General features: G+C 46.8%; 20 protein-coding genes. 6 read left to right on the top strand and 14 right to left on the bottom strand.

All coding sequences use genetic code 11. The features are described from left to right. Positions 1–76 precede the first annotated feature (76 nt). Entirely contained in the window at positions 77–2,476 is a 2,400-nt protein-coding gene (locus FC34_RS06085) for a YhgE/Pip domain-containing protein (protein WP_057894506.1), read from the top strand. Between the two features lie 151 nt (positions 2,477–2,627). On the opposite strand, the gene FC34_RS06080 is transcribed toward FC34_RS06085, so the two are convergent. Continuing rightward, on the bottom strand, positions 2,628–5,162 hold the full coding sequence (locus FC34_RS06080; RefSeq protein ID WP_057894505.1) for a M1 family metallopeptidase: 2,535 nt from the start codon (positions 5,160–5,162) through the stop codon (positions 2,628–2,630). A 187-nt stretch (positions 5,163–5,349) separates the two neighbouring features. Between FC34_RS06080 and FC34_RS06075 the strand changes: the two genes are divergently transcribed. The 3 genes from FC34_RS06075 to FC34_RS06065 all read left to right on the top strand — a co-directional run bounded on the left by FC34_RS06075 (position 5,350) and on the right by FC34_RS06065 (position 7,582). Beyond that, positions 5,350–6,105 (top strand): class I SAM-dependent methyltransferase, encoded by a 756-nt coding sequence (locus FC34_RS06075; protein WP_235803407.1) that lies wholly within the window; start codon positions 5,350–5,352, stop codon positions 6,103–6,105. Positions 6,106–6,230: 125 nt separating this feature from the next. Beyond that, entirely contained in the window at positions 6,231–7,088 is an 858-nt protein-coding gene (locus tag FC34_RS06070; RefSeq protein ID WP_057894503.1) for an NAD(P)H-binding protein, read from the top strand. Positions 7,089–7,147: 59 nt separating this feature from the next. Next, a complete protein-coding gene (locus FC34_RS06065) occupies positions 7,148–7,582 on the top strand; it encodes an Rrf2 family transcriptional regulator (protein ID WP_057894502.1) in 435 nt (144 codons plus the stop codon). 68 nt (positions 7,583–7,650) lie between these two features. On the opposite strand, the gene FC34_RS06060 is transcribed toward FC34_RS06065, so the two are convergent. From FC34_RS06060 to FC34_RS06040, 5 genes are all read right to left on the bottom strand, one after another. After that, positions 7,651–8,769 (bottom strand): C39 family peptidase, encoded by a 1,119-nt coding sequence (locus tag FC34_RS06060; protein WP_057894501.1) that lies wholly within the window; start codon positions 8,767–8,769, stop codon positions 7,651–7,653. A gap of 165 nt (positions 8,770–8,934) precedes the next feature. Next, positions 8,935–10,041, bottom strand: coding sequence for a C39 family peptidase (locus tag FC34_RS06055; RefSeq protein ID WP_057894500.1), 1,107 nt, complete (start codon positions 10,039–10,041; stop codon positions 8,935–8,937). A gap of 19 nt (positions 10,042–10,060) precedes the next feature. Next, complete coding sequence (locus FC34_RS06050; RefSeq protein WP_057894499.1) at positions 10,061–11,017, bottom strand: helix-turn-helix transcriptional regulator; 957 nt, start codon at positions 11,015–11,017, stop codon at positions 10,061–10,063. 107 nt (positions 11,018–11,124) lie between these two features. Next, positions 11,125–12,321 (bottom strand): C39 family peptidase, encoded by a 1,197-nt coding sequence (locus tag FC34_RS06045; RefSeq protein WP_057894498.1) that lies wholly within the window; start codon positions 12,319–12,321, stop codon positions 11,125–11,127. Between the two features lie 23 nt (positions 12,322–12,344). After that, entirely contained in the window at positions 12,345–13,226 is an 882-nt protein-coding gene (locus FC34_RS06040) for a polyphosphate kinase 2 family protein (RefSeq protein WP_057894497.1), read from the bottom strand. A 198-nt stretch (positions 13,227–13,424) separates the two neighbouring features. Between FC34_RS06040 and FC34_RS06035 the strand changes: the two genes are divergently transcribed. Beyond that, positions 13,425–15,368 (top strand): glycosyltransferase family protein, encoded by a 1,944-nt coding sequence (locus FC34_RS06035; RefSeq protein ID WP_057894496.1) that lies wholly within the window; start codon positions 13,425–13,427, stop codon positions 15,366–15,368. Between the two features lie 45 nt (positions 15,369–15,413). Here the strand turns inward: FC34_RS06035 and FC34_RS06030 are convergent, their stop codons facing one another. The 5 genes from FC34_RS06030 to FC34_RS06010 all read right to left on the bottom strand — a co-directional run bounded on the left by FC34_RS06030 (position 15,414) and on the right by FC34_RS06010 (position 19,377). Further along, positions 15,414–16,442 (bottom strand): hypothetical protein, encoded by a 1,029-nt coding sequence (locus FC34_RS06030; RefSeq protein WP_057894495.1) that lies wholly within the window; start codon positions 16,440–16,442, stop codon positions 15,414–15,416. Positions 16,443–16,534: 92 nt separating this feature from the next. Then, a complete protein-coding gene (locus tag FC34_RS06025; RefSeq protein ID WP_057894494.1) occupies positions 16,535–17,509 on the bottom strand; it encodes a helix-turn-helix transcriptional regulator in 975 nt (324 codons plus the stop codon). Positions 17,510–17,657: 148 nt separating this feature from the next. Further along, the gene (locus tag FC34_RS06020) at positions 17,658–18,032 is read right to left on the bottom strand and encodes a hypothetical protein (protein WP_057894493.1); all 375 of its coding nucleotides are present in this window, start codon (positions 18,030–18,032) and stop codon (positions 17,658–17,660) included. Between the two features lie 207 nt (positions 18,033–18,239). After that, complete coding sequence (locus FC34_RS06015) at positions 18,240–18,557, bottom strand: DsrE family protein (RefSeq protein WP_057894492.1); 318 nt, start codon at positions 18,555–18,557, stop codon at positions 18,240–18,242. Positions 18,558–18,576: 19 nt separating this feature from the next. Then, positions 18,577–19,377, bottom strand: a complete 801-nt coding sequence (locus FC34_RS06010) for a helix-turn-helix transcriptional regulator (RefSeq protein WP_057894491.1) — start codon at positions 19,375–19,377, stop codon at positions 18,577–18,579. Positions 19,378–19,494: 117 nt separating this feature from the next. Here FC34_RS06010 and gap point away from each other — a divergent pair, with 117 nt between their 5' ends. Next, the gene (gene gap, locus FC34_RS06005) at positions 19,495–20,523 is read left to right on the top strand and encodes a type I glyceraldehyde-3-phosphate dehydrogenase (protein ID WP_057894490.1); all 1,029 of its coding nucleotides are present in this window, start codon (positions 19,495–19,497) and stop codon (positions 20,521–20,523) included. A 518-nt stretch (positions 20,524–21,041) separates the two neighbouring features. Here the strand turns inward: gap and FC34_RS06000 are convergent. Genes FC34_RS06000 through FC34_RS05990 form a run of 3 tightly spaced genes read right to left on the bottom strand, consistent with a single transcriptional unit; the run spans position 21,042 to position 22,951 of the window. After that, complete coding sequence (locus FC34_RS06000; protein ID WP_057894489.1) at positions 21,042–21,677, bottom strand: hypothetical protein; 636 nt, start codon at positions 21,675–21,677, stop codon at positions 21,042–21,044. Then, positions 21,664–22,011: a hypothetical protein gene (locus FC34_RS05995; protein ID WP_057894488.1), complete on the bottom strand. Its 348-nt coding sequence runs from the start codon at positions 22,009–22,011 to the stop codon at positions 21,664–21,666. Before FC34_RS05995 ends, FC34_RS06000 begins: the two co-directional genes overlap by 14 nt. Then, complete coding sequence (locus tag FC34_RS05990) at positions 22,004–22,951, bottom strand: ParA family protein (RefSeq protein WP_057894487.1); 948 nt, start codon at positions 22,949–22,951, stop codon at positions 22,004–22,006. The genes FC34_RS05995 and FC34_RS05990 overlap by 8 nt, the downstream gene beginning before the upstream one ends. Between the last annotated feature and the right edge of the window lie 175 nt (positions 22,952–23,126).

Here is a 23,126-nt window from a genome sequence, read left to right as displayed (position 1 = left end):
GTCAAGGTGGGTTGCCCCAAAACAAAATGCTGCTAAATTGGTGAGTATCCAATTAATTAAAGGAAGTTGATATTGCATGCTCAAGATTGAATGGCACGATTTACTCCGAAACAAATTCATGATTGCCATCCTCTTCATTATCAGTTTGATCCCCGCCATTTACGCGGTTACCTTTCTGAGTTCGATGTGGGACCCCTACGGTCGTGTCGATCAATTACCCGTGGCAATCGTGAACCATGACCAGCCGGCGAGCATGAATGGCCAGACGTTAACGCTAGGCGATAAGCTCGAGACAAATCTTGTCAACAGCAAGTCCCTCGATTTCAAAGCCGTCGACGCCAAGAAAGCCGCTGATGGCTTGAAATCTGGCAAGTACTATGCTGTTTACACGATTCCAGCTAACTTCTCCAAAAATGCGACGACACTGCTCGACAAGAATCCGAAACAGATGCAGCTGAGCATGAAAATCTCGTCTGGCCAAAGCTTCATCGCCGGTAAAATTGCCTCTGGCGCTGGCACTAGTATCCAGTCAAAACTCAATGGCCAAATCGCTAGCCAGTATAGTCAAGTCTTAGTCGAAGCCGTTACTAAGCTCGAAAATGGGATGACTACCGCCGGCCAAGCCACCACTAAACTGGCTGCTGGCGCCAAGCAAGTCGATACCGGCGCGCAAACATTGACTACAAATTTGAATAAACTCGCCGACGGCAGTTTAACCCTGGAAAATGGCAGCAAGACCTTATCAACTGGCATTGGCGCCTATGTCGCTGCGGTTGTTCAAGCCCAAGCGGGCAGCCAACAAGTGGCCAGCGGCCTCAATACAGTAAATGCTAAGCTCCCTGCCCTTTCAAACGGGCTCGGTCAATTGCAATCCGGGAGTCAAAGCTTATCGGCTGGCTTAAATCAAAGCGCATCCGGGAGCCAACAAGTCTATCAAGGCGCCACCACATTAAATACCGGCCTGCAATCTCTCAGCCAAGGTTCCAATCAATTGGCCCAACAAAGCGCTGTCTTTAGTCAACAACTCACCACTTTTGCCAACCAACTCAAACAAAGTGGCAGCAACACCCAGTTGCAAAACGTCATCCAGCAACTCCAAACGGCCGTGGCTGGTTTATCTGATTCCACCGCTGATCAAAATGTCATTGCTGCCTTAGATGCCAAGGGCAAAGAACTTGGTTTGACGGCTGACCAACTCAGCAGCTTGGAAGCAACCACCCAAACGCAGTTGGCCAAAACCCAAAAGCAACAACTGGCTGCGATTGCCCCGCTTTTGACTCAGTTACAGCAAGGCCTGAGCCAAGCCCAGAATCCTGAACTCGCCAGTGCGCTCACGGCACTAACCAATGGCGCCAACCAGTTAACGGCTGCCAACCAAAGTTTAGCGACTAATTCCGCTAAATTGGCCGAAGGGAGTCAAAGCCTACAATCAGGCACTGCGGCCTTGAATGGCGCTGCCTCGCAATTAACCCAAGGGGCAAACCAATTGGCCAGTGGGATTAGCAGCGCGCTGCCACAAGTCTCGACTTTGACGAGTGGGGTGAACCAATTAGCCACTGGGGCCAACAGTCTCAACACTGGTCTTTCCACGATTGTCAATAAAGGTGGCCAACTCAGCGACGGCGCCAGCCAACTGCAATCTGGCCTTGCCACTGCCACAACTGGTAGTCAACAATTAGCCGATGGCACTCAAAGCTTAACCTCAGGCACGGCTCAGGTTGCCAGTGGCAATCAGACCCTCGCCAACAAGCTCAATGGCACGAGCTTGCCAAGCTTGCATTACACCAGCAAACAATCCAAGGCTTTTGCCTCTCCCATCGCCCTCAAGAGTGTCGAACAAGACAAAGTGCCTAATAATGGGACCGGGATGGCGCCGTACATGTTAGGTGTGTCACTCTTCGTTTGTTCCTTGGCCGTTAACTTGATGTACGACAGTTTCACGCCACACAAGCGGCCAAAGAATGGCTTTGGCTGGTTCATTGGCAAGACGCTGATCATGGATGGGGTTGCAGCTTTAGCGGCGACCATCGCCGTCTTCGCTTTGAAGCTGGTCGATGGCTTTGCGCCAATTAATCTCTTAGGCACTTGGGGCTTGGCTGTCCTGACAGCGGTCACCTTTATGTCGATTGTCACCTGGCTCAACCTCGTATTGGGCCGTGCCGGTTCCTTCTTTGCCATGATTCTGCTGGTCTTACAACTCGGCGGATCTGGTGGGACCTATCCGATTATTTTGAGCAACGGATTCTTCCAGGCCATTCACCCTTACCTGCCTTTGTCTTACACAGTTGAAGGGTTCCGGCAAACGATGATGATTGGCAACTCCGCTTGGGGGTCTGTCGCCGTCTTACTGGGATTCTTCCTGGTCTTCTCCCTGCTCGAAGTACTCCATTATCAACGCTTATTAAACAAAATGAATGATGTTGACTTCACTGATCCCGTGGCAGTCGCCGCGTTTGATCACAAGCTGCCGGCCTAACAGAAAAGGTGTGACACAAAACAGGTGGAGAATGAGGATTAACAGGGTTTCTCAGTCTTTTGTAACAGATTTTGTTTAGAAATTAAAAAGCGGTCATGACAAATTTAAATTTTGTCATGACCGCTTTTATATTATTACCGCATAAAAAGGCTTACTTGGAAGCTTGAACAACTGCGGCATTCACGGCTGCTTGTTCAGCTTGGATTAATTGCACCCGACTGTCGATGACACTCGTGTCCATGGTGATTTCACGTGTCAACCCAGGGGTATTTACTTTTGGTTCAAAGAAGGCCTTGAATTCACTCAACCGATCCGGGGTGCGGAAGACGTCGGCAACGACGGCAATGTAGGTATTGAATTCCATATCGCCACCGACCGTTTTGTTCAGCCAATCCCAGTCATTGCGAATCCAATCCCAGGCTGCTTGTTCCCCAGCAGGGTTACGGAGCACCCCACCGAACCAACCGCGCAGATCTTGTGGCTTGATGGTGTCAGCTTGTTCAAAGAAGTTCACTAATTCCTGAATGAGTTTAGCATCAGGTGTAGCCACTAAGGCAACTCGCAGGTCCAACTTGTAGCTGGCGTCAGCTGTTTGCCGGTAAGCGGCTAACAATTGGGTTTGCAGCGCTTCACTGCCAAAGTGTTGGACTTCGTTGCGCAGAATTAATGGCCGCACATCAGCCGGCAGATTGAACAATTCACTTTGATGTTGTTGGAACAATTCATGGGCTGCAGCAATCGCATCCGCATTTTGCGCATAGAGACTGGCATTCAGCACATTTTGGCGAATCAAAGCGTCATCTGGTGTATCTGTGGCCTTTGGCGTCCAGCCTAAGCGCGCCACTTGGTCGGCACTGAGTTGATCAAAGAAGCGTTGCAAAGCTTTTTCTTCGGCAGAATCCGGATCAACAAACTTCTTCAAACTATTGGCCACGGCATACAAGGTGTTAATGGCCACAGCAGCCTTGCTATCAGCAAACTGCGTCAATAATGGCACCACAGCCGCAAAGGAAATTTGGCCGCCTTCTGCCAACAACCGTTGATCTTGCAAGAGTTGCAACTGGGCAATCGCATCCAAATCATCAGTGTGATCCAAGATGTCGGCCAGTAAAGTCTCATCGTACTTCACAATAAAGTGTGAGTTGTTGCCGACATTGACACGGAACGGTTCGCCATGGGTAGCACGTAACTCAGCGTAATCGCCCAGCGTGAAGCTGTCATCCGCAAAAATGGTTGGTGCCTCACTGTAATTGGCATTGAGCGGAATTTGCCACTTGCGGCCGATGTCCTTGCCAGCCCCGATGAAGAATTGCTTTTGCGATAAGGTCAACTTGCCATCAACCACTGCGGCGGTGACGACAGGATAGCCTGGTTGTTCCAACCAAGAATTCATGATTGCACCAACATCAAGGCTTGAAGCTTGCCCAAGCGCTGCCCATAAGTCAGCACCAGCGGCATTGCTGTACTGATGTTGGGCAAAGTAAGCTTTTAAACCTGTCCGCAGCGCGTCATCTCCAATAAGCGCCCGCACCATCACAAGCATCCGCGCACCCTTGGCATAGACAATCGCGGAATCAAACAGCGCGTCAATTTCTGCTGGATTGTTGACCTGCACATGGACTGATTGCACGCCGTCAACAGCATCACGGGTCAAGGCCGCTGGTACATCAGAAGTCTGGAACATTTCCCAGATGTGCCAATCAGGTTCGATGGCATCAATAGCGACGTATTCCATCATGTTGGCGAAACTTTCGTTCAACCAAAGATCATCCCACCACTGCATGGTGACCAAGTCCCCAAACCACTGGTGCGCTAATTCATGGGCAATAACCGTCGCCACCAGCTTCTTCATTTCAAGGGACGTGTTATCTGGATCGAGTGTTAAGTAGGCTTCACGATAAGTGATTAAGCCCCAGTTTTCCATGGCACCGGCAGAGAAGTCGGGTAAAGCCAACTGCCAAGAATGTGGCAATGGGTATGGGGTTTGATAGAAGTCTTCATAGAATTCAATGGACCGCTTAGCAATGTCCAAAGCAAAATCCAATTCATTGGCCTTGTGGGCTTTGGTGGCAAACACGCCGACTTGCACCCCACTCTTGGTCGTGGTCTGCTTGCTTTGCAAATCCCCAAACGCAAATGCGACAAGGTACGTTGACATCTTTACTGTCGTGTCAAAGTAATGGACGCCGTTTTCTTCACGGATTTCTGGCATGTTGCTCAAGACTGTCTCGCCCGGTTGTTCATCGAACTTAATCGCAATATCAAAAGTTGCCTTGGCTTCAGGTTCATCAATGGAAGGAAAAGCTTGGCGAGCAAAAGTGGTTTCAAATTGGGTACCGATAATCTGTTTCTTCACGCCATCAACTTCGTAGTAGGAAGGATAAATCCCCATCATCGTGTCCGTCAGCGGTGCCGTATAGACGATGGCTAGTTCCACGGCTCCAGGTTGTTCAAGTTGAATGTTCAAGGCATCGTGGCTGGCATCAAGCGAGAATGGTACATCTTGGCCATTGGCTTGCACTGCCGACACGACCAAATCCTTTTGATGAATGGCGATGTTTTGCACCTTGGCTTCCCCGGTAATTACCGTTTGGCCGCTGATTAATTTCTTAGCCCGATTGATATCCAAATAGATATTGTAGTTTGCCGGTTGGAAATTCTGATAAAAGCGTGTCAATTCAGTCATAGCTGCCCCCTGTTTTGGTTAGAATAATCTCATTATACGACTGTGGTACCAGCCTGTCCACGCCAGCAGACTCGGAATTCACACTGATATGCTTGAATTTTAGTCCTAGGCAGCTACGGTAATCGCAATAACTATCTTCCCTGGATTAAATTAGGATAAAATGAGAGTACACAAGGAGGAATGCCTTTTGACTGACTATATTGAAAAAAATAAAGCAACCATTCAACGCTGGATCGAAGCAGGCTGGCAATGGGGGCAACCAATTGACCACGACACCTTTATTCGGGCCCAACACGGCGACGTGAATCTCGTGCTCACGCCTACTGTCCCTGTTCCCATGAACTGGTTTGGCGATCTCAGCGGCAAAACCGTGCTGGGATTAGCCGCTGGCGGCGGTCAACAAGGTCCACTACTTACTGCCATGGGCGCACAAGTAACCATTATCGACTTCTCACCGCAGCAACTAGCTTCTGAACAATTGGTGGCTGAGCGTGAAGGCTATCAAATTACGATGATTCAAGCCGATATTACCCAACCACTGCCATTTGCCAACAATAGTTTTGATATGATTGTCCACCCTGTGTCTAATGTGTACATGCAAGATGTCCGGCCCATCTGGCAAGAGGCAGCTCGAATTCTCAAGCCCGGCGGCACGATATTGTCCGGCCTCGACAATGGTGTTAACTTCATGGTCGATAATCAAGAAGAACGAATTGTAAACCAATTTCCGTTTAACCCGCTAATTCATCCTGAACAGATGGCGCAACTGGCTGCTGACGACAGTGGCGTGCAGTTCTCCCATACGCTTGAAGATCAAATTGGTGGTCAACTGGCAGCTGGGTTGCGTCTCCTGGACGTATATGAAGATACCAACGGTTCAGGCCGGCTTGAGAACTTACACATCCCCACCTTCTTTGCCACCCGTAGTCTCAAACCCGCGTAACGATCCTCCGTTGAATTACCGCCGCAGAAATTATTTTCCCAAAAAGGGTTGTTCTTTTGTTCAAACGTGTTATTGTTATTTATACAAGTTACTTTTAAAGTAACAACAAAGGAGAATACTTATTAATGAAATATGCTATTTCTGGTGCCACCGGTCGTTTTGGCCAAACTGCAATTAAAACACTGATTCAAACTGTCCCTGCCGCTGATATTGTCGCGCTTGCGCGGAATACTGACAAAGCCAAGCAAATATTGCCTGCTGGGGTTGATGTGCGCCCCGGGGCTTATGAAGACCTCGATCAGTTAACCAAGTCACTGAATGGCGTGGACAAGTTACTTTTTATTTCTTCACAACCTGGGGCCGCAATGTCTCGTCCTGATCAACACCAAAACTTGATTCAAGCGGCCAAGGCTGCCGGAGTTAAGTTCATCGCTTATACCAGTTTCCCTCACGCGCAGTCTTCATCGGCCGCACTGGCAAGTGATCATCAATTCACTGAAAAAGCCATTGAAGCTTCTGGTATTGACCATTCGTTCTTGCGTAACGACTGGTATCTTGAAAACGAAGCCGACGTCTTGCGTGCTGGTCAATCCGGTCAGCCATTCGTCTACTCGGCTGGTAACGGGCGCGTCGGTTGGGCTTTGGAACACGATTATGCACAAGCCGCTGCCAAAGTGTTGCTTTTGGACCAACCTAAAGCCATCTATGAACTGGCCGGTCAGCCCTATACCTACGCGGAATTAGCTGACGCGTTAGCAACAGCCACTGGCGCAAAGTTTGAAGTCTTAAGTGTCAGTGACGCTGACTACGAGGCCGGCCTGAAACAGGCAGGGCTTGATGATGGGACTGCTGCATTAGTCACCTCATTTCAAACGTTAATTCGTGATGGCAATCTGGACGTCACCAGTAATGATCTTCCCGACATCCTGGGTCGGCCATTGCCAAGTCTTGTTGACGCGGTTAAGCAGGTGCTGGGGCTCTAATTGCCTTTGCCTGCTCGCTCAGTTATGCTATCAATAAACCTGATGAATGGAAGGCTAGAATGAAATATTCACACAAACTCAGTGATGCTGTCCACGTGCTGGCTTACGTTGATATTTATGCTGATAGTGACCTTTCAAGTGCCGCTATTGCTGCCAGCGTGGAATCAAACCCGAGTTTGATCCGGCGTTTAATGTCGATGCTGGTTCAAGCCGGCTTACTGGAAACCCAACCGGGTAAAGTCGCTCCAAAATTGGCCAAACCTGCGGCAGATATCTCTCTCTTAGACGTGTATCGGGCCTTAGATGAGCAGGGCCCGCTACTGCATGTTGACGAAAAAACAAATCCTGCCTGCATCGTGGGTGGTAATATTCAAGAGACTTTGAATGCCGCCTACCAACAGGTACAAAACGCGGCTGAAGTGCAGATGCAAGCGATCTCTTTGCAATCAATTATCGACGACATCTTAGTTCGAGAGGCTGGTCGTAAGCGCTAGTCAATCTGCCGACACAAAAAATAGACCAATGACAAAACCGCCGTTTTTGTCATTGGTCTATTTTTGCGTTACAGAATTGCAACGGCAAATTTGTATGGCGCGTAGGCTTGTTTAAAGGCCTGATACGACACCCAATATTTGCCTAAAACAGGATCTGAAACGTGAACTTGTGCGGTCTGCTTGTTGTAACCATCAACTGCCATCACGTGCAAGTTCTTGACGCCCGTTCCCCAGAAATACTTCTGGTATTGTGGTGCGCCAAAGCGAATTGTCACCCAAGCAACCACTGGATTTCCTGATTGGACTTGGGCAATAATTGTATCCAGACTCCCGCCACTAATATCTTTAACTGGATTGTATTTAGCAATCCAGGAATCAAAAGCCTGCGGAAAAATCGTTTGGTGAACGCCGGGCGTATCCCCATACGGTGAGCCCGCAAAGCCATGATAAGGATTATTGTCCTTAGCGATTGGCATTGTCTTCAAAAGTGTCTGCAGGTTCCACTTGGTTAGTCGTCCTTTATAGTGCATCGCTTCTAGTGCAGAGGCGCCTTCGCAACCATAGGGCGCCCCATTCGCGTATTGATCAATAAAGGGAACGCCGAGGACACGAGTGACATTAAAATCGGTGAACTTAACGTACTTCCCTTGCAGCCATTGTTGGCCACCGACGTTATACCAGGTTTCACCCGCAAAAGTCGCCTTTTGAGTCGTCTTCCAAACCGTGCCGTTTCTCAACAACTTACCTGTTGGTTGCCGGCCAGTCGCGAAGTTATTCCAAACGGCAATACTGCCGTTCTTAAAATAGCTAACCGTGACTTGACCGTTAACAGCTTGGCCCGTTTGAACGCTCGCACGGTTGCCTTCCAGAAGGTATTGACCAGATACCCACTGATTGCCACCGAGGTTGTACCATTTCTGGCCGTCTGCCTCAACAACTTTGAAAACCTTCCAAACTGAGCCATGTGGCAAGGTGTGACCAACAACCTGCCGATTAGACATATAGGTACTCCACATCGCAATACCGTAACCTGGAACATAATTGATTGTGACTTGGGATGGTGCCACGCTCATCTGTGTGGCGGTGGTGGCTTCCACATGAACCGCCGGCTGATGCGATAAGCCACCGACAACACCAACAGTTAATCCAATTGCCGCCGCTCGATATAAAATCCGAGATAATTTCATACTAACCCCTCCAAAATAAATCCCATGAGATGATTATATCGGAGCCAGTGGTCATAATATGACCATGTCTATAGTTGCATAAAATTTTTTTAATTAAAAAAGAACCCTGCAACCAGAGTTTGCTCTGATTTCGGGGCTCTTTTGCATGTTGTATCAAAATTTTGATTATAAGAAAGCCACTGCCTTTTGGAATGGGGCATAGGCATTTTCAAATGTCTGATAAGATGCCCAGTACTGGCCACTCACTGGATCAGACACATGTACTTGGGCTGTGTTCTTATTATAGCCATCAACAATGACCACATGAATGTTAGAAACGCCTTGACCCCATGAATAATTAGCGTATTGCGGGGTCTCAAGCCGGGATGTCACCCATGCTTCGACAGGATTACCGGCTTGGATTTGGCCAATGATGTCATCCAGACTCGCACCGCTGATATCCTTGATGGTTGCATATTGCGAAATCCAAGGATCAAAGGCTGAAGGTAGGATCGTTTGCATCACACCTGGGGTCCGACTATACGGCGAACCAGCGAAGCCATGAGCCGGGTTGTTATCCGCAGCAATCGGCATTGTCTTCACTAAGTCAACGAGCGTCATATCAAGGTGCTTCCCGCGATAGTGCATCGCCTCAAGGGCAGAAGCAGCTTCACAACCCATTGGGGCGCCGTTGGTGTTCTGATTAATGAATGGGACACCAAGGACTTGGTTGTCAGCGTAATCAGTAAAGGTCACGTATTTGCCCTGCAACCACTGATTGCCGCCAACGTTATACCAAGTTTGGCCGTTGTAGGTCACCTTCTTGGCTGTCCGCCAACTCGTCCCATTAGGTAAGAATTTACCCGTCACCTGGCGACCATCAGTGTAAGTATTCCAGACAGCGATGCTAGCGTTAGGCACGTAATTCACCGTCACGGAACCGTTGACAGTATCAGTTGACTCAGAGCCACTGGGGGCATTGTCCAAGGTATATTGCGCTGAAATCCATTGATTTCCGCCCAAATTGTACCAAGTCTGACCATCCACTGACACTGCCTTGAAAACCTTCCACTGACTACCATGAGGCAGAACGTTTCCGACCACTGTGCGCCCAGATTCATAAGTATTCCACATCGCAATCCCATAACCAGGGACATAATTAATCGTGACCGTACTTGGTGCCGACACCGTCGCAGCCGCAGCGGACACGGGCGCCGCGATTGCAGGGCCAGCGAAGACACCCAGAGTCAGCACACTAATAACAACTTGAACCAAAAACTTCGAGACCTTCATATAATCCTCCATCTCATTCTTAAACGTCATATAACTTCAATGTTTGTTGCATTTCTTCAATCACATAATCGCGAATCGACAAGGGCGAAATCACTTTAACTAACCGGCCCTGCTGAATCAGCCACATTTTCACGCCGTACCCATCATTGGCCGGAATCGTAAAACGTTGTCCGTGATCTAGTTTCTCACCAGCAACCGCTTTAGGGAACCGATCCAACACATAACTTTGATCCGCATAATATTCAATCTCTAGCGTAATGGGATTGCCCAAAAATGGCAAGGGGGTCTGATTGCGAAGTTCGCCACCTTCGAAGTGGTGCAATCGTGAAGAGCTCTCTGCCCGTGACAGCAATTTAAGATGCTGCAATTTATTAATCCGGAATTTGACAGCCTTGGTAATGTCCACATCGTCATAACCACGCTGGTTATCAGTCATCATGTAGAAATACAAATCGGCAAAATAGATTCCGTGCGGCTGACGAATCAGCGTCGCCGACTGACCATTGCGTTCATAGTCAAACTGCACTTCAAGATGCTGCTGAATGGCGCGGAGCACCAGCTCAAATTGCGGGGTCAAAGGGTCCGCCGGCACACCAAGATAATGATCGGAATCGCTTTTGGTGAGTTGCGAAAGTTGTTTAAAGGATTCACCCTCACAAAGCGGTTCAATCAACGCCATCATTTCTGGTTTAGTCGTAGCGCGACTGGCCAACAGAATCTCAATCATCATTAACCGTTGAACTGTGGTATAGGTGGTCGTGTGGCCTAACTCGAGTTGGTAATGGCCGCGTGCAGGATTAGTCAATCGCATCCCCTCTGGATTCTGGTTCTCCATCAAGGCGTATTTAATCGTGGCCAGATCCCGCTGAATGGTCTCACTTGAGACCGCGTACTGGTCCGCCAACGCCTGTTTGCTCAGCACTTCCCCACTGAGCAACCGCAGAAAAATAGTCACGATTCGAGTATTGCTATTCATAGCCACAACCCCCTCACCACTTTGACAATAGCATACACCCTTTTGTTTTTGAGGGGTAAAAAATAGTCCGACTGCCCTAGAACTAGGGAAATCGGACTAGCTATAATTTATTTTTGTAAGGTAATCGCGTGGCCAGCATATTCTGCGTTGAACAGACTAACTGGTTCCCAAGCAATCGCACCGCGATCATAAGTTGCATTGCCACCCTTCTTCGAACCACCAGTACCGGCAGCTGAAGTCGAGTATGAATACAATGGATCATGAACTAAGAACTGGCCGTCCTTATATCCCACAATCACCTTATCATGGTTACGGTTCTTGTCTTTGGACAAGTTCTGGTATGAAGACCAGCCGTAGTACAGCACTGGGTGACCAGACAAGACCAGCCGCTTGATGGTGTCAGTTGAGGCACCAGAGACATCAACGACATTCTTATCAAAGTGTTGGCCATAGCGAGTTAACCCAGTTGAGTTGATGACAAAGCCAAAGCCAACCCCAGTGTATGGGTTACCCTTTTGGCCATTAGGATCAGCTGGATACATTGGCAAATTGTCTTGAGCATTCTTCAACCAAGCCGCGTCAATCTTGACACCATCGTAGCCAAGAATCATTGCTAAGGCTGTTGAGGCACAACCCCAAGGCGCGAAAACTGGCTTGTATTGACTCCAGTACGGCACATCGAGTTGGACACTTTGCTTGGCCACTTGGCCAACCACAACATACTTGCCGTTAACCCACTGGTTGCCACCTAAGTCATACCAAGTCGCTCCGTCATGAGTCGTGCTAGCAAAAGCCTTCCATTCAGACCCATTCTTGAGTTTCTTGTTTGGAATCATGGTCATCCCCTTACCGGTCCGTTGGTAAGCAGCAATCCCATACCCTGCAGCGTAACTAACCGTTGCATAAGAATTACTCAACTTGGTTTCATCTGAAACTGTCGAGGCATCCACAATGTAGCGAGCATCAAGCCATTGATTGCCGCCCAGATTGTAGTACTTGGTCCCATTGATGACTTGGTAACCAAAGACCTTCCAGCTGGTACCATGTGCAAGCTTACGTGAAGAACTCCGCTGGTTGTTAGCATCAAATTGCCACAAGTTAATGCCGTAACCTGGCACATAGTTCACTTGTCCAACGAACGCTTGGGCCACAAAGTCATTAGCAGCGGTTGTTTGGGCCGCCGTCGTGGTCACAGGGGTTTGCCCATCAGCAGCGTGCACACCAACGCCGGCCACTGGTGAAAGCATTGTCAGGGCCGCAAGCGACACTAGACAAAAGTGCTTCAATTTGTCAGAGATAATCATTTTTTCCTCCCAGAAAACTTTATTTATTCTTTTTCATTTTGCAACAACTTGAGTATGTTTTGCAACTCTGATTTTCTCGCATCATCAACAACAGGATAAGACAAGTTCAACGCTTTCACCCGTTCATTGATAATTTCAGAGACGAGCAAGCGCGAATACCACTTATCATCTGATGGGATGACATACCATGGATTAGCCTTAGTAGCGGTATTTTGGATCGCATCTTCATAGGCTTTTTGATAATCAGGCCAGAATTGGCGCTCCTTAACATCGGACTCCGAAAACTTCCAATTTTTTTCTGGAATTTCAATCCGGCGCATGAACCGATTCTTCTGCTCATCCTTTGACAAGTGCAAGAAGAACTTCAAGACCGTAAATCCGGTATCAGTTAAATACTGTTCAAAGTTGACGATTTGCTCATAGCGCTGCTTGTAAAAGTCAGGCGTAATATCTTTAACACTCGTAATACCAGGGATATTCTCCGTGGTCAGAATTTCAGGGTGAACCCGGGCAATCAAGACGTCTTCGTAATGAGAACGATTAAAAATCTTAATCTCGCCACGTTTAGGTGTCTCTTGGTGAATTCGCCACAGATAGTCATGATCCAGATCAACGCTTGTTGGCTGTTTAAAGCTTGCAGCACTGGCGCCTTGTGGATTCACACCACTCAAGACGTTCTTGATCATGGAGTCTTTCCCAGCGGCATCCATCGCTTGAAAGACGATTAAGAGACCGCGGGAATTCTCAGCGTATAACTGTTCTTGATACTCTGAGAGTTGTTTGACGTCCTTCTTGATTTGCTTCTTGATCTTCTTGTCGTCGACCTTTTCTTTGGGTGCCGTGGCCCAATCCTTAATTTGAAACTTATCTTTGCCATCCACTCGGAAATCTTTTTCGTATGACATAATTCATGCCCCCTTATTAAGGCAAAGATACACCCGACAGCCCGCTCCAGGCAAAAGATAGCCATTGCGTGAAGAAGCAAGCGACTTAACATTTTCAGAAACTGGCCATGGCAGTATAATTATTTCGATGAGACAGTGGTCAGTATCATTGGCCAACCAGAAATGAAACTTGTCTCAAATAGGCCTTAGGAGAGAATCATGCGACATCATTTTAAAATAAATATCTTTGCAGCCATCCTAGTCATTTGCTTAGTGGTCGGCGTAATTGCAAATACGAATCAATTTACAGGGCCCGCCATCGCGCTTGTGGCCGTGGGCATCATCATCGCCATCTATCTTAGTGGTGGCGGCTTAAATCAACTCTCGCCCAAAAGCTTACTCATAATTGTCTTACTCATTTGTGGTCTCATGTTAGGCGGGCAAATTCTCGTGCTCAATACCCAACCGGTCACAGTCTTCCACGACCCATTTCGGATGCTCGCGCAGGCTGATCAACTGGCTGCCAATCACCTAGATATGCAAACCACCTACTTTCTCCGGAATCCAAATAACATTCCACTAACCTATTTTCTCTCTTTATGGTTGCGAGCAACGACGGTCTTTGGCCTGACAACCAATGTGAGTGTGAGCATGCTTAATTTGCTGATTCTTGATGGTTTTATTGCCCTACTCCTGTGGACAATTTGGCAAATCAGCCACCGCAACACGCTCGTTCTTGGGGCCTTAGCTTTCTCAGCCTTAACCCCATTTGCTTACACTTATTACGCTCAGGTTTTCTACTCAGACACCCCAAGTTTACTCATTATTCTGATTGTCATTCGGCTGATCATGTTCTGGCCAACCAGTCGTCCCGGCCGATTTTGCGCGGGTATTGCCCTCGTCCTTACCGTCATGCTCGGCACACTGATTAAACCCAACCTGATTGTGCTTATCCCGGCCATGCTGCTCGTATTAGTTGTCCTCTGGCGCAAACATGTGCTCAAGGCCTCACATTTCGTGATTCCGCTTCTGCTCGTGCTATTCGGCTTTGGCCTGAGTCGCCCCGCCAATTCAGCCATTATCAGCGCCACCCACTACACGCCCGACATCGACTACACCCTGCCGGTCACCCATTGGATTCTGATGGGCATGAATCAAGACATGTATGGCGAATTTGATCCTAAAGAATCAGCCATTGAAACGGCATTGCCAACCTACAAGGCTCGCCAGCAATACACCAGTGTCCAGATCAAGAAGCAAGTTCAGAAGTTGGGACTTGGTGGGTTATTCCGTTTGTGGGCGACTAAAATGACCGCCCTTCTTGACGCACGGACAATCCAGTCTTGGTACAACGGTGGTTTCCGATCCTCCCCAAGTTGGTACCTTGCACACGCTCAGACATTCCGGCGCTTGACCGGATTCAGTTACGCTGCTGCGACTATTGTGTTGTTCATCTTTGCCCTCGTGCGCTTGTTGCTATGGCGACCTGACTTCCACAATCAATTGGACATTGGCGCGCTGTTAGCAATCATTACCGCTTTGGGCTACATTGCTTTTCATACACTCGTGTGGGAAACGGAACCGCGTTATGGTCAAATCGTGCTGCCACTACTCTGGATGATTCTGGCAGTATTACCGAAACCGGTGTTAAAACAGGCGTCGTATCATATCCTCTGGCCGAGTCTCGCGTGGATGGCCACAGGATTAATATTAGTTGGCTTGGCTTACACAACCGGCCAAACGCATCCCCGCACCACCGTCGTGGCTGCCCAACGGAGTCAGTTGTCCGAACAATATCAAGCCAAGCCAATGCTGCTGACCCCAGCCAACCAACTCAGCCAAATTGTCGACTTACATGGCCCAGCAAGTTACTTCTCAGTCCAAACCTATCCCCAATCTGGTGTCAGCATTCACATTACGAATCTGACAACAAAGCATAGGTATTCCCTATCAAAAACATCTGAGGTCCAACGGATTTCACGCGCCCTCCCAGCTGGTCGTTATGAAATCACCGTGACAAACCCGACCCGTCAGAATCAACCGATTGATGTTGTCACCACTGCAAACTATCAGTTGGCCCCCCAGCCACTGAGAATTGATGGTGATGTGCAACCCCTGCAATCACTGATTTACACCGTTATTCACAGTGCCCAGCCAGATTAGGGCTGACAAAATCCCGATTTCCCGTTTAAAGGAAATCGGGATTTTTTAGTTAGTTTTCGTGAATTCGGTCCCTAAGGCAGAGAAGTCAGCAATTTGGGTGGCACTCTGAACCCGGAACGTATTGTTGACCAGATGGAAATCAATTGCGCCAGTTTTATGGGCATTTGTTGCCTGGCTGTTCAACTTACCACTTTCAGTATAATCAGTGGTCATCGGGAAGTAGTAGTCAGGCATTGCTGCCTTCAAGTCACTGAAAGTTTTCACGTCATGCATATCGGTGAACTCGGCAGCCGAAGCAACGTCGGCCGTCAGTTTGCCTTCATCGATTTGGTACGTTCCACTCATCTTTAAATCAGTCGCACTCCAATCTGGTTCCGGTGCTTGAATATTTCCACTGTACTTGCCATCAGTCGTAAAGGATAAAGTTGCATCAGTGGGCCAACTCGTCGAGTGGTCACTGAACTTCCATGATCCAGCAAGGGTCTTACGCAAATCAGGCACAACTGACTGGACCACTTTCTTCGCAAAAGCGGTTCTATCATCATCCGACATTTGCGTAGTGTCACTGTCATCAGTCGACGAACTAGACGATTCCTCGTCATCCGTGCTGTCAGCCTCGTCAGCAGAGCGACTCGATTGATCCATTAGACTTGATTGGGACGCAGAAAAGTTCTGGCGATTCTTCGTGTACTGTTTACTACCTTTGGTGTAGAACACCATGGATTCGCCTTTCGCGGATAAGGTCAGCTTGTCCCCGTCGACCGCATAATTCATTTTGAATGACTTACCGTCGAGACTGAAGGTCATCGTTTTAGCTGACTGATCGACATCACCACTCACTTCTGTCGAAAAATGCTTGATTGAACCCAATAAACCTGTCTCGGCATAATAGTCAACCGTCAGCGTGGCCTTCTTGTCATCAACCTTGAGTGTCTGCAATGCTTGCTCGGCATCGGCCGAAGCAAAAGAACTGGACCCAAATGAGTTATACGTATTGTTAATCGACCCGCAACCCGTTAGCAGCATTAATACTCCTGCAAAGACAGCTACCAATAAATATTTAGCCTTGTTCATAATTCTCCTCCAAATAAAAAATAATGAATACAGACTTCATCCTACAATATCGAAACGTCAATAATTGGCGGTTCGAAAGAATGTTGTATCCATTATTCTTTATAAAAGTTGAGACCTTCTTGTAACCAGTCTTTGACATCTTTGGCCACAAAAACTGGCTTGATCACCCGCAGAATATTGCTTTGTGTCATTAGCCACATCTGAATCCCCAATGAGTACTCCACATCTATCTGGATTTGCGTCACTGGAAAATCAAACTTACGCGGCTTATCTAGCACTTTGACCACTCGAGATTTTGGAAATCGATCAAGCACGTAACCCGGGTAGCCATAATATTCAAATTCGATCGTGATGTCTTTGCCGTCGTATGCGTAGGCTTGTTCTACTTGCTTCTCGGCAACTTGATACTGCCTGACCACCGTAGGATCAAATTTTCGATTCAAGACCTGAATTTCACTCATCCAATCAATCCGATAGGTCTGATAGGTGTCTTGCATCTCATCATGCAAGGTCATGAAGAAATAATAATCCGACTGGCGAATTACGGTCGGCTGACCGGACACCTCGATTAATGGCGCACGCTCGCTGATTTCATTATTTTGGTAGTTAAATCTCAACTTAAGATGATCGTGGATCGCGGATTGAATCTGCCAGATTCGGTCGACTCGATCAGACGCGTCCGCAATGGGATGATAGTTATATTTTTCGTTTGCAATCGCCTGGTTAAGTATCTTGGAGGAGGGCTCTGGTAAATCGGCCATCAACTGCGCCAAAATATTCAGCAGTTCATCCTTATTTAAAGTTCGGCTGGCCGTGATTAGCTTTGCCAACACAAGAACTTGGCCTTCGCTCAACGCCCTTTGTTGCTGGAGCCGATAATGTCCCGCGGTGCGTGCCAATTGATATTGGTTCTGCAGTTGGGTATCTTCAAGCGTTTCTTTGATGGTCAGAAGGAAGCGCTGCGCTGTCCGGATCGAAACGCCATAGTCATCAACAATTTGTTCTACTGTCAACGTCTCACCCGAGAATAAACGAAACACAATCGCAGTAATTTGATTCTTCGCCATGTCGCCACCTCCATTTAAATGCATGGCTAGTATAGCGACATTTGCAGTCATATTATGACTAGATAGAATTCCGCCGCACAAAAAAAGCCTCAGGCAAGGCCTGAGACTGAATAAAAGTATAAGAGCATGAATCTAAAAAGAACTGAAGTTAGGCAGCTTGATCAGCCTTAAAGTTCTTTAACTTTGCCAAGTATAATGCGCCACCCACGATTGCAACAATACCACCGGCCCAGCCTAAGAAAGGCACTAAGGCAACCGCGCCACCGACAATCAGTAACACGTGTGGGGCTGTTCCAGTAAAGTCAGTACCGCGGTAATAGACAGCACCGACAATCCCAAGAACCAGGATAGCAATTTTAACGATTGTCAGAAAAGCTGCTAATCCTGTTGTCTGACTAGCGCCTGTTGAACTGGCAACGTCAGAAAGTGCCGCGCCAGTGCTAAAGAAAGGCCCAAAAAGCATCAAGATACCGCCGGCGAGGCCGACAATCCCATTGGTTAATGCAAGCGTTTTACTCTTCATCATAACTCCTCCAAGAATTATTGATTAAATAGCTTGCGAAAAGATTCTTCCCAATCTTTTCACAATAATTATCGTAACATAACATTGATTTTTGTACATTATTTTTTAAAAGCTAGACCTTTCCACGCCTCACTGATTTGAAAGAAACCAAAAGCAGGCGCCAACGGCAAATGCTGTTGGCGCCTGCTTTTTGATTACTGAAATCCATTATGGCTTAATATACGCAAATCCCTGTCCCTGCAGCTCAATCAAGTCCAAGACGCCCGCAGGCACAACCTCGACGCCAGCGGGCAAATCCGCCGTTGTTAGATTATGCGAGTTCATCGCATTCTGGCAAGCATGAAACGAAACATTGGGATGAGCCGCGATAAACGCGCGTGCCTGCTTCAATTCGTAACTTTGGATGCCAGTGCCGTTCGCAACCAGAACAATCTCAGCATCTGGTTGTAACTTCAGCAAGTTATTGATATTGCCGGTGGCCACTTGCCACTTTTCCATTTCATCCACGTGAAAAACGACTTTCATCAGATCAGCTCCCTTTTTATCACGCTTGGTTCAACTGGCTCAATTTGGCCTCGGAGTCCGCGTCCCCAGGGTCTTCGAAAACAACAAACTGGTTCGTTCCGGGGATTTCAAGAATATTCTCAATCAGGTAAAGGTCCCCGAGCGTCGGATTCTCCAGCATCAAATGTTGCGTCTGAAAATCTGAGACCTGCAAACTGTCCCAAGTTGATGCGAAAACTGCGTCCGTCTTCACGGCATCATACACTGCAAAAAGAAACTCATCCTCGGGGCTTTCACTATATATTTTCCGGAAGACACCTACCACATACCGGGCATACAGTGTCCAATCAGCCAAACTGTCGCGAAAATATTGGCTGTTGAATGTCCGCCAAACCCAGTTTCGTGTGAGCGGCTCTTGACCAGCCCAGGCGCCGTACAGTTTTTCAAAACTCTGGTTGGTCGCCATCACGGTTAATTGGTGATCCATTATGAATGCTGGAGCTGGCACCCGCGCGTCAATCAGCGCGAGTGTGGCACTACTGACTTCAGTGTGCAGCTGGGCGGGCGGCATCAATTGCACCAGATTAAAGACGTACTCAATTTCTGAATTATCAAAATGGAGGGCCCGCGTGATATCGAGTAGTGCATCGGCTGATGGTGACACGCCAGGACGCCCCTGCTCAATGCGTGCCAACCAATCCACACTCACATGGGCCATGGCAGCGACCTCATCCCGCGTGAGTCCGGGTGTGCGGCGTCGGCGATCAGGCACGTCATACCCCGATAAATCAGCGTGCCGGCGCTTATAGGCAATAAAGTTTCCTAACGGTTTTTCATTCATGATGCTCTCCTGTGGTAGGACAAGATATCCTAGGATAATCGCGCTCTTACTGCGAATGTCCCTTCATTGCATACTATAACTGTTCAAGAGAAAGACAACAATAAGGAGGAAGTTCTCATGACAGTTAAAATTGGTATCAATGGATTCGGACGGATTGGTCGCTTAGCTTTTCGCCGCATTTTGCAGCTGAATCAGGCCGCCGCAAGCATTGAAGTAGTGGCCATCAATGACCTCACCTCGCCCGCCATGCTCGCGCAGCTCCTCAAGTACGATAGCGCTCATGGCACACTGGACGCCGAAGTCAGCGCGACTGAAGACGCCATTGTCGTCGACGGCAAAACGTATCATGTCTATGCGGAACCAGACGCAGCGAAAATTCCGTGGGTCAAGAATGATCAGGTTGATTTCGTGCTGGAATGTACCGGCTTTTACGCCTCATCAAGCAAAGCCCACGCGCACCTCGACGCTGGTGTAAAGCGTGTGTTAATTTCCGCACCAGCCGGCAATGACGTGAAAACCATCGTTTATAACGTCAACGACAATATCCTAACGTCCGCGGATAAAATTGTTTCGGCTGGTTCCTGCACAACCAACTGCTTGGCCCCAATGGCCGATGCCCTTGACCGCGAATTTGGCGTTATCGCCGGCACTATGACCACCGTGCACGCCTACACCAGCACCCAAATGTTGCTGGATGGCCCGGTCCGTGGGGGCAATCTCCGTGCCGCTCGCTCTGCGGCAACCAATACCATTCCGCACTCATCCGGCGCCGCAAAAGCTATTGGTCTCGTGCTGCCAAACTTGAATGGTCGTTTGCAAGGCCACGCCCAACGCGTCCCTGTAGCCGATGGATCGCTAACTGAATTGGTCACCGTCTTGAAGACCAACAATCTTACCGCTGAAGACATTAACGCCCACATCAAGCCATATACCCGAGACAGCGAAAGTTTCGGCTGGAATGAAGACAACATTGTCTCCTCTGACATTATCAACACCACATTCGGCTCAGTCTTTGATCCGACCCAAACCGAAGTGGTGACGGCCGGCGACACCCAACTCATCAAAACCGTTGCTTGGTACGACAACGAGTATGGTTTCACCTGCCAGATGATTCGGACATTACAAAAGTTTGCGGAATTAAACTGATTTTCCTAACAGTCATGCGGAATGATTGCACCTAAGCGCACAAAAAGGCCACCCTAACAACGATTTATCAGTGAAGGGTGGCCTTTTTGTGATGACCAAGATGAGACTCAATCATGTTTAATATTTCTTTGCGCAAAAAATTTTGCTGGCTGAAAGAGCATGAGACTTCGTTGCTAAATTCTCCACGGACAGCACGATAACGTCAATTAAAAAAAATCAAAAAAATATTCGTTCGGCAACCAAAGATTTCCACTAGCGTCATGATACTAATAATATTCGCGATATAGTCGAAAAATGCGTAAAATGTCGCTGAAAACTTGTTCTACAAGAACTCACATAATTTAATTTTTAACAGTTCAATTCAATCGGACACTACAAACTGATACGCTTTTTTCAATCAGATATTTGTATCCACTCGGTTATTGCATGTGGTTAAAGCTCGTTTTCATGTATGTACAAGCTAGTAACACTAAATTATCAACTATATTGGCCTGGAGGAACCCAAAGATTTTGACTTTCTAACTAAAATATCGACTATAGAATACATCTCCAATAACAAATCTAAGTTCAGGCTTTTGAACAAAAAAAACAGAGGATATCTGATCAGAATACTGGTCTAAAATGACCGAAATCAGGATATCAATTAGCCACTTCAATTCTGATTCTTTTTTTAATCTTTTCGGTTTGTCTAATTCTGTACTTGGTAGCAACATTGTTTGTAAAGTCGCAGCTAAATTTCCTTTATCATGATGAACAGTTTCACTCGTCTCATGATAAATTTGTTTCAATCTGTCTACATTAACCGTTTTTAGGCTATCATGCTCAAACATCTTTGCTGTAGATAACCCGTGCTCTGGCAGGTTAATAATCTGTAAACAAGATTCAAGAAAGGAGCGTTCATTCAGAATAAGTCCTCGATAATCTTGAATCATTAGGTATTTAATACACGCCATCAACTCTGAAAAAGCATGAACGGATTCACTTTCTGCAAATTTTTTATTACTTAAAATCTTAAAAAACATAATGCGCTTTCCGGCATAGGCAGCAAAATCTCCATCAAAAGAGGCAACAGTAAAGGTACAGGAACTTTCAAATAGTTCTCGAAATCTATTAAGTTCCTGCTTCAAAAACATTAAGCCTTCAAATTCTGACATATTTTGCCTTGTTCCAGTATTCATCTGTGTTGTTAAATCGTTCATCTATAATGTCCGAGCACAGTAGAAATAAATTATTTTTAATTTGGAATTTCCCCTCAACATTTAAGTTATCAAAAGCGCGAAGTGTCCGCGCCATTGTCAATGTTCTTGATTTCAAAACGTATTCTTTGAACTGAAGGGAAAAGATTTGGCTAAGTGCTGGAACTAAATCAGAGTTATGTGGAAATATCTCCTTCGACAAAAGCACAGCAACGATGACTCCCGAAATTTTATAATCTGGAACGGTTTTGTTCTTAAGATCATTTCTTATAATTATAATTTTTTCATTCATTTTCAGATTCCTCTATCGACTGTATTCTTTGTAGTAATTCAATTGCGATAGCTTCAATATCTTCTTTTGATCTTTGATATCGGGAGGGCAAGGTCCCCCCCGTTTTGCCAACTTGAATATCGCTATAATAGTGCATCTCTGCAGTGAACACGTCCATAGCATTAACAACCTTTTTAGATTCGAAATTCACTTTAATCGCCTCATACCTCTTTGGAAGGTCGGTTTGAACCATTGTGTAAATAATACCCAAATTTCTTAGCTTCAGTCTTTCTTGTCTCACTAAATTACCGATTGCTTCCTCCAAAGAATCAATCCCATTGATTGAATAGCGATCTATTCTGTTAGGAATAACGTAATAATCAGATGCCAAAAGAGCCCCGTCAGTGTATGTTGTCAACGTTGGCGGGCAATCAATAATTATATAGTCGTAATCGAGCGCATTATCATTATCTAGCAGAAAGTTCTGCAGACGTTTTACAAGTGAATAATCGCTACTTCTGTTGACAAGGACCAGATTTAAGTCACCAGCAATTATATCAAGGTTATCTGTTAATTTTGTAATTAGTCCCTCAGTATTGGGGCTCGTATACGCCTGCCCTAATTCGACTTGAGGCGTAAATAACTTATACACTGTTTTGTGTTCAACTTTAACCTTATCATTATAATAATTATGCTCCGAATCGAGTATAGCCTTCTTAGCTTCGTCTAGAGTAATCCTTTTTCCCCCTTTTCTACTTGAATTTTTTTGTATAATTTTTGCTGTTTCATCTTTTTTGAAAAAGTCAAACATTGCCTGCGTTCCATTAAATTGCGGATCCATATCAATGAACAAAGTTTTTTTGTCTAAATCGTTGCTCAGATAATCTGCGATTCCGATGCTTAGCGTCGTCTTACCAACGCCACCTTTCATATTTATAAAACTAATCACTTTTGCCTTCATCTAACCCATCCCCAAAATTCCAATTTATATTGATTCCTGCTATTTAATTGTACTATGTTAGTTGATCCCTGTCTCAACAAAAAAATCCCGCCAAATTTAGACAAGTTCAAGTCCAATACTTGGGGGATTTTAGGAAGAAGCATAACGCTCCTTATCAATCATATTTTCTTTGTAT

Origin of the sequence: Lacticaseibacillus brantae DSM 23927 (assembly GCF_001436115.1) — a bacterium.
Lineage (GTDB): Bacteria > Bacillota > Bacilli > Lactobacillales > Lactobacillaceae > Lacticaseibacillus > Lacticaseibacillus brantae.
This window is presented reverse-complemented; position numbering and strand designations above follow the sequence as displayed.

Bases quoted from the DNA above. Each gene is read 5' to 3' on its own strand.
- FC34_RS06085 (WP_057894506.1), top strand. From the start codon at position 77: ATGCTCAAGATTGAATGGCACGATTTACTCCGAAACAAATTCATGATT.
- FC34_RS06080 (WP_057894505.1), bottom strand. From the start codon at position 5,162: ATGACTGAATTGACACGCTTTTATCAGAATTTCCAACCGGCAAACTAC.
- FC34_RS06070 (WP_057894503.1), top strand. From the start codon at position 6,231: ATGAAATATGCTATTTCTGGTGCCACCGGTCGTTTTGGCCAAACTGCA.
- FC34_RS06065 (WP_057894502.1), top strand. From the start codon at position 7,148: ATGAAATATTCACACAAACTCAGTGATGCTGTCCACGTGCTGGCTTAC.
- FC34_RS06060 (WP_057894501.1), bottom strand. From the start codon at position 8,769: ATGAAATTATCTCGGATTTTATATCGAGCGGCGGCAATTGGATTAACT.
- FC34_RS06055 (WP_057894500.1), bottom strand. From the start codon at position 10,041: ATGAAGGTCTCGAAGTTTTTGGTTCAAGTTGTTATTAGTGTGCTGACT.
- FC34_RS06050 (WP_057894499.1), bottom strand. From the start codon at position 11,017: ATGAATAGCAATACTCGAATCGTGACTATTTTTCTGCGGTTGCTCAGT.
- FC34_RS06045 (WP_057894498.1), bottom strand. From the start codon at position 12,321: ATGATTATCTCTGACAAATTGAAGCACTTTTGTCTAGTGTCGCTTGCG.
- FC34_RS06040 (WP_057894497.1), bottom strand. From the start codon at position 13,226: ATGTCATACGAAAAAGATTTCCGAGTGGATGGCAAAGATAAGTTTCAA.
- FC34_RS06035 (WP_057894496.1), top strand. From the start codon at position 13,425: ATGCGACATCATTTTAAAATAAATATCTTTGCAGCCATCCTAGTCATT.
- FC34_RS06030 (WP_057894495.1), bottom strand. From the start codon at position 16,442: ATGAACAAGGCTAAATATTTATTGGTAGCTGTCTTTGCAGGAGTATTA.
- FC34_RS06025 (WP_057894494.1), bottom strand. From the start codon at position 17,509: ATGGCGAAGAATCAAATTACTGCGATTGTGTTTCGTTTATTCTCGGGT.
- FC34_RS06020 (WP_057894493.1), bottom strand. From the start codon at position 18,032: ATGAAGAGTAAAACGCTTGCATTAACCAATGGGATTGTCGGCCTCGCC.
- FC34_RS06015 (WP_057894492.1), bottom strand. From the start codon at position 18,557: ATGAAAGTCGTTTTTCACGTGGATGAAATGGAAAAGTGGCAAGTGGCC.
- FC34_RS06010 (WP_057894491.1), bottom strand. From the start codon at position 19,377: ATGAATGAAAAACCGTTAGGAAACTTTATTGCCTATAAGCGCCGGCAC.
- gap (WP_057894490.1), top strand. From the start codon at position 19,495: ATGACAGTTAAAATTGGTATCAATGGATTCGGACGGATTGGTCGCTTA.
- FC34_RS06000 (WP_057894489.1), bottom strand. From the start codon at position 21,677: ATGTCAGAATTTGAAGGCTTAATGTTTTTGAAGCAGGAACTTAATAGA.
- FC34_RS05995 (WP_057894488.1), bottom strand. From the start codon at position 22,011: ATGAATGAAAAAATTATAATTATAAGAAATGATCTTAAGAACAAAACC.
- FC34_RS05990 (WP_057894487.1), bottom strand. From the start codon at position 22,951: ATGAAGGCAAAAGTGATTAGTTTTATAAATATGAAAGGTGGCGTTGGT.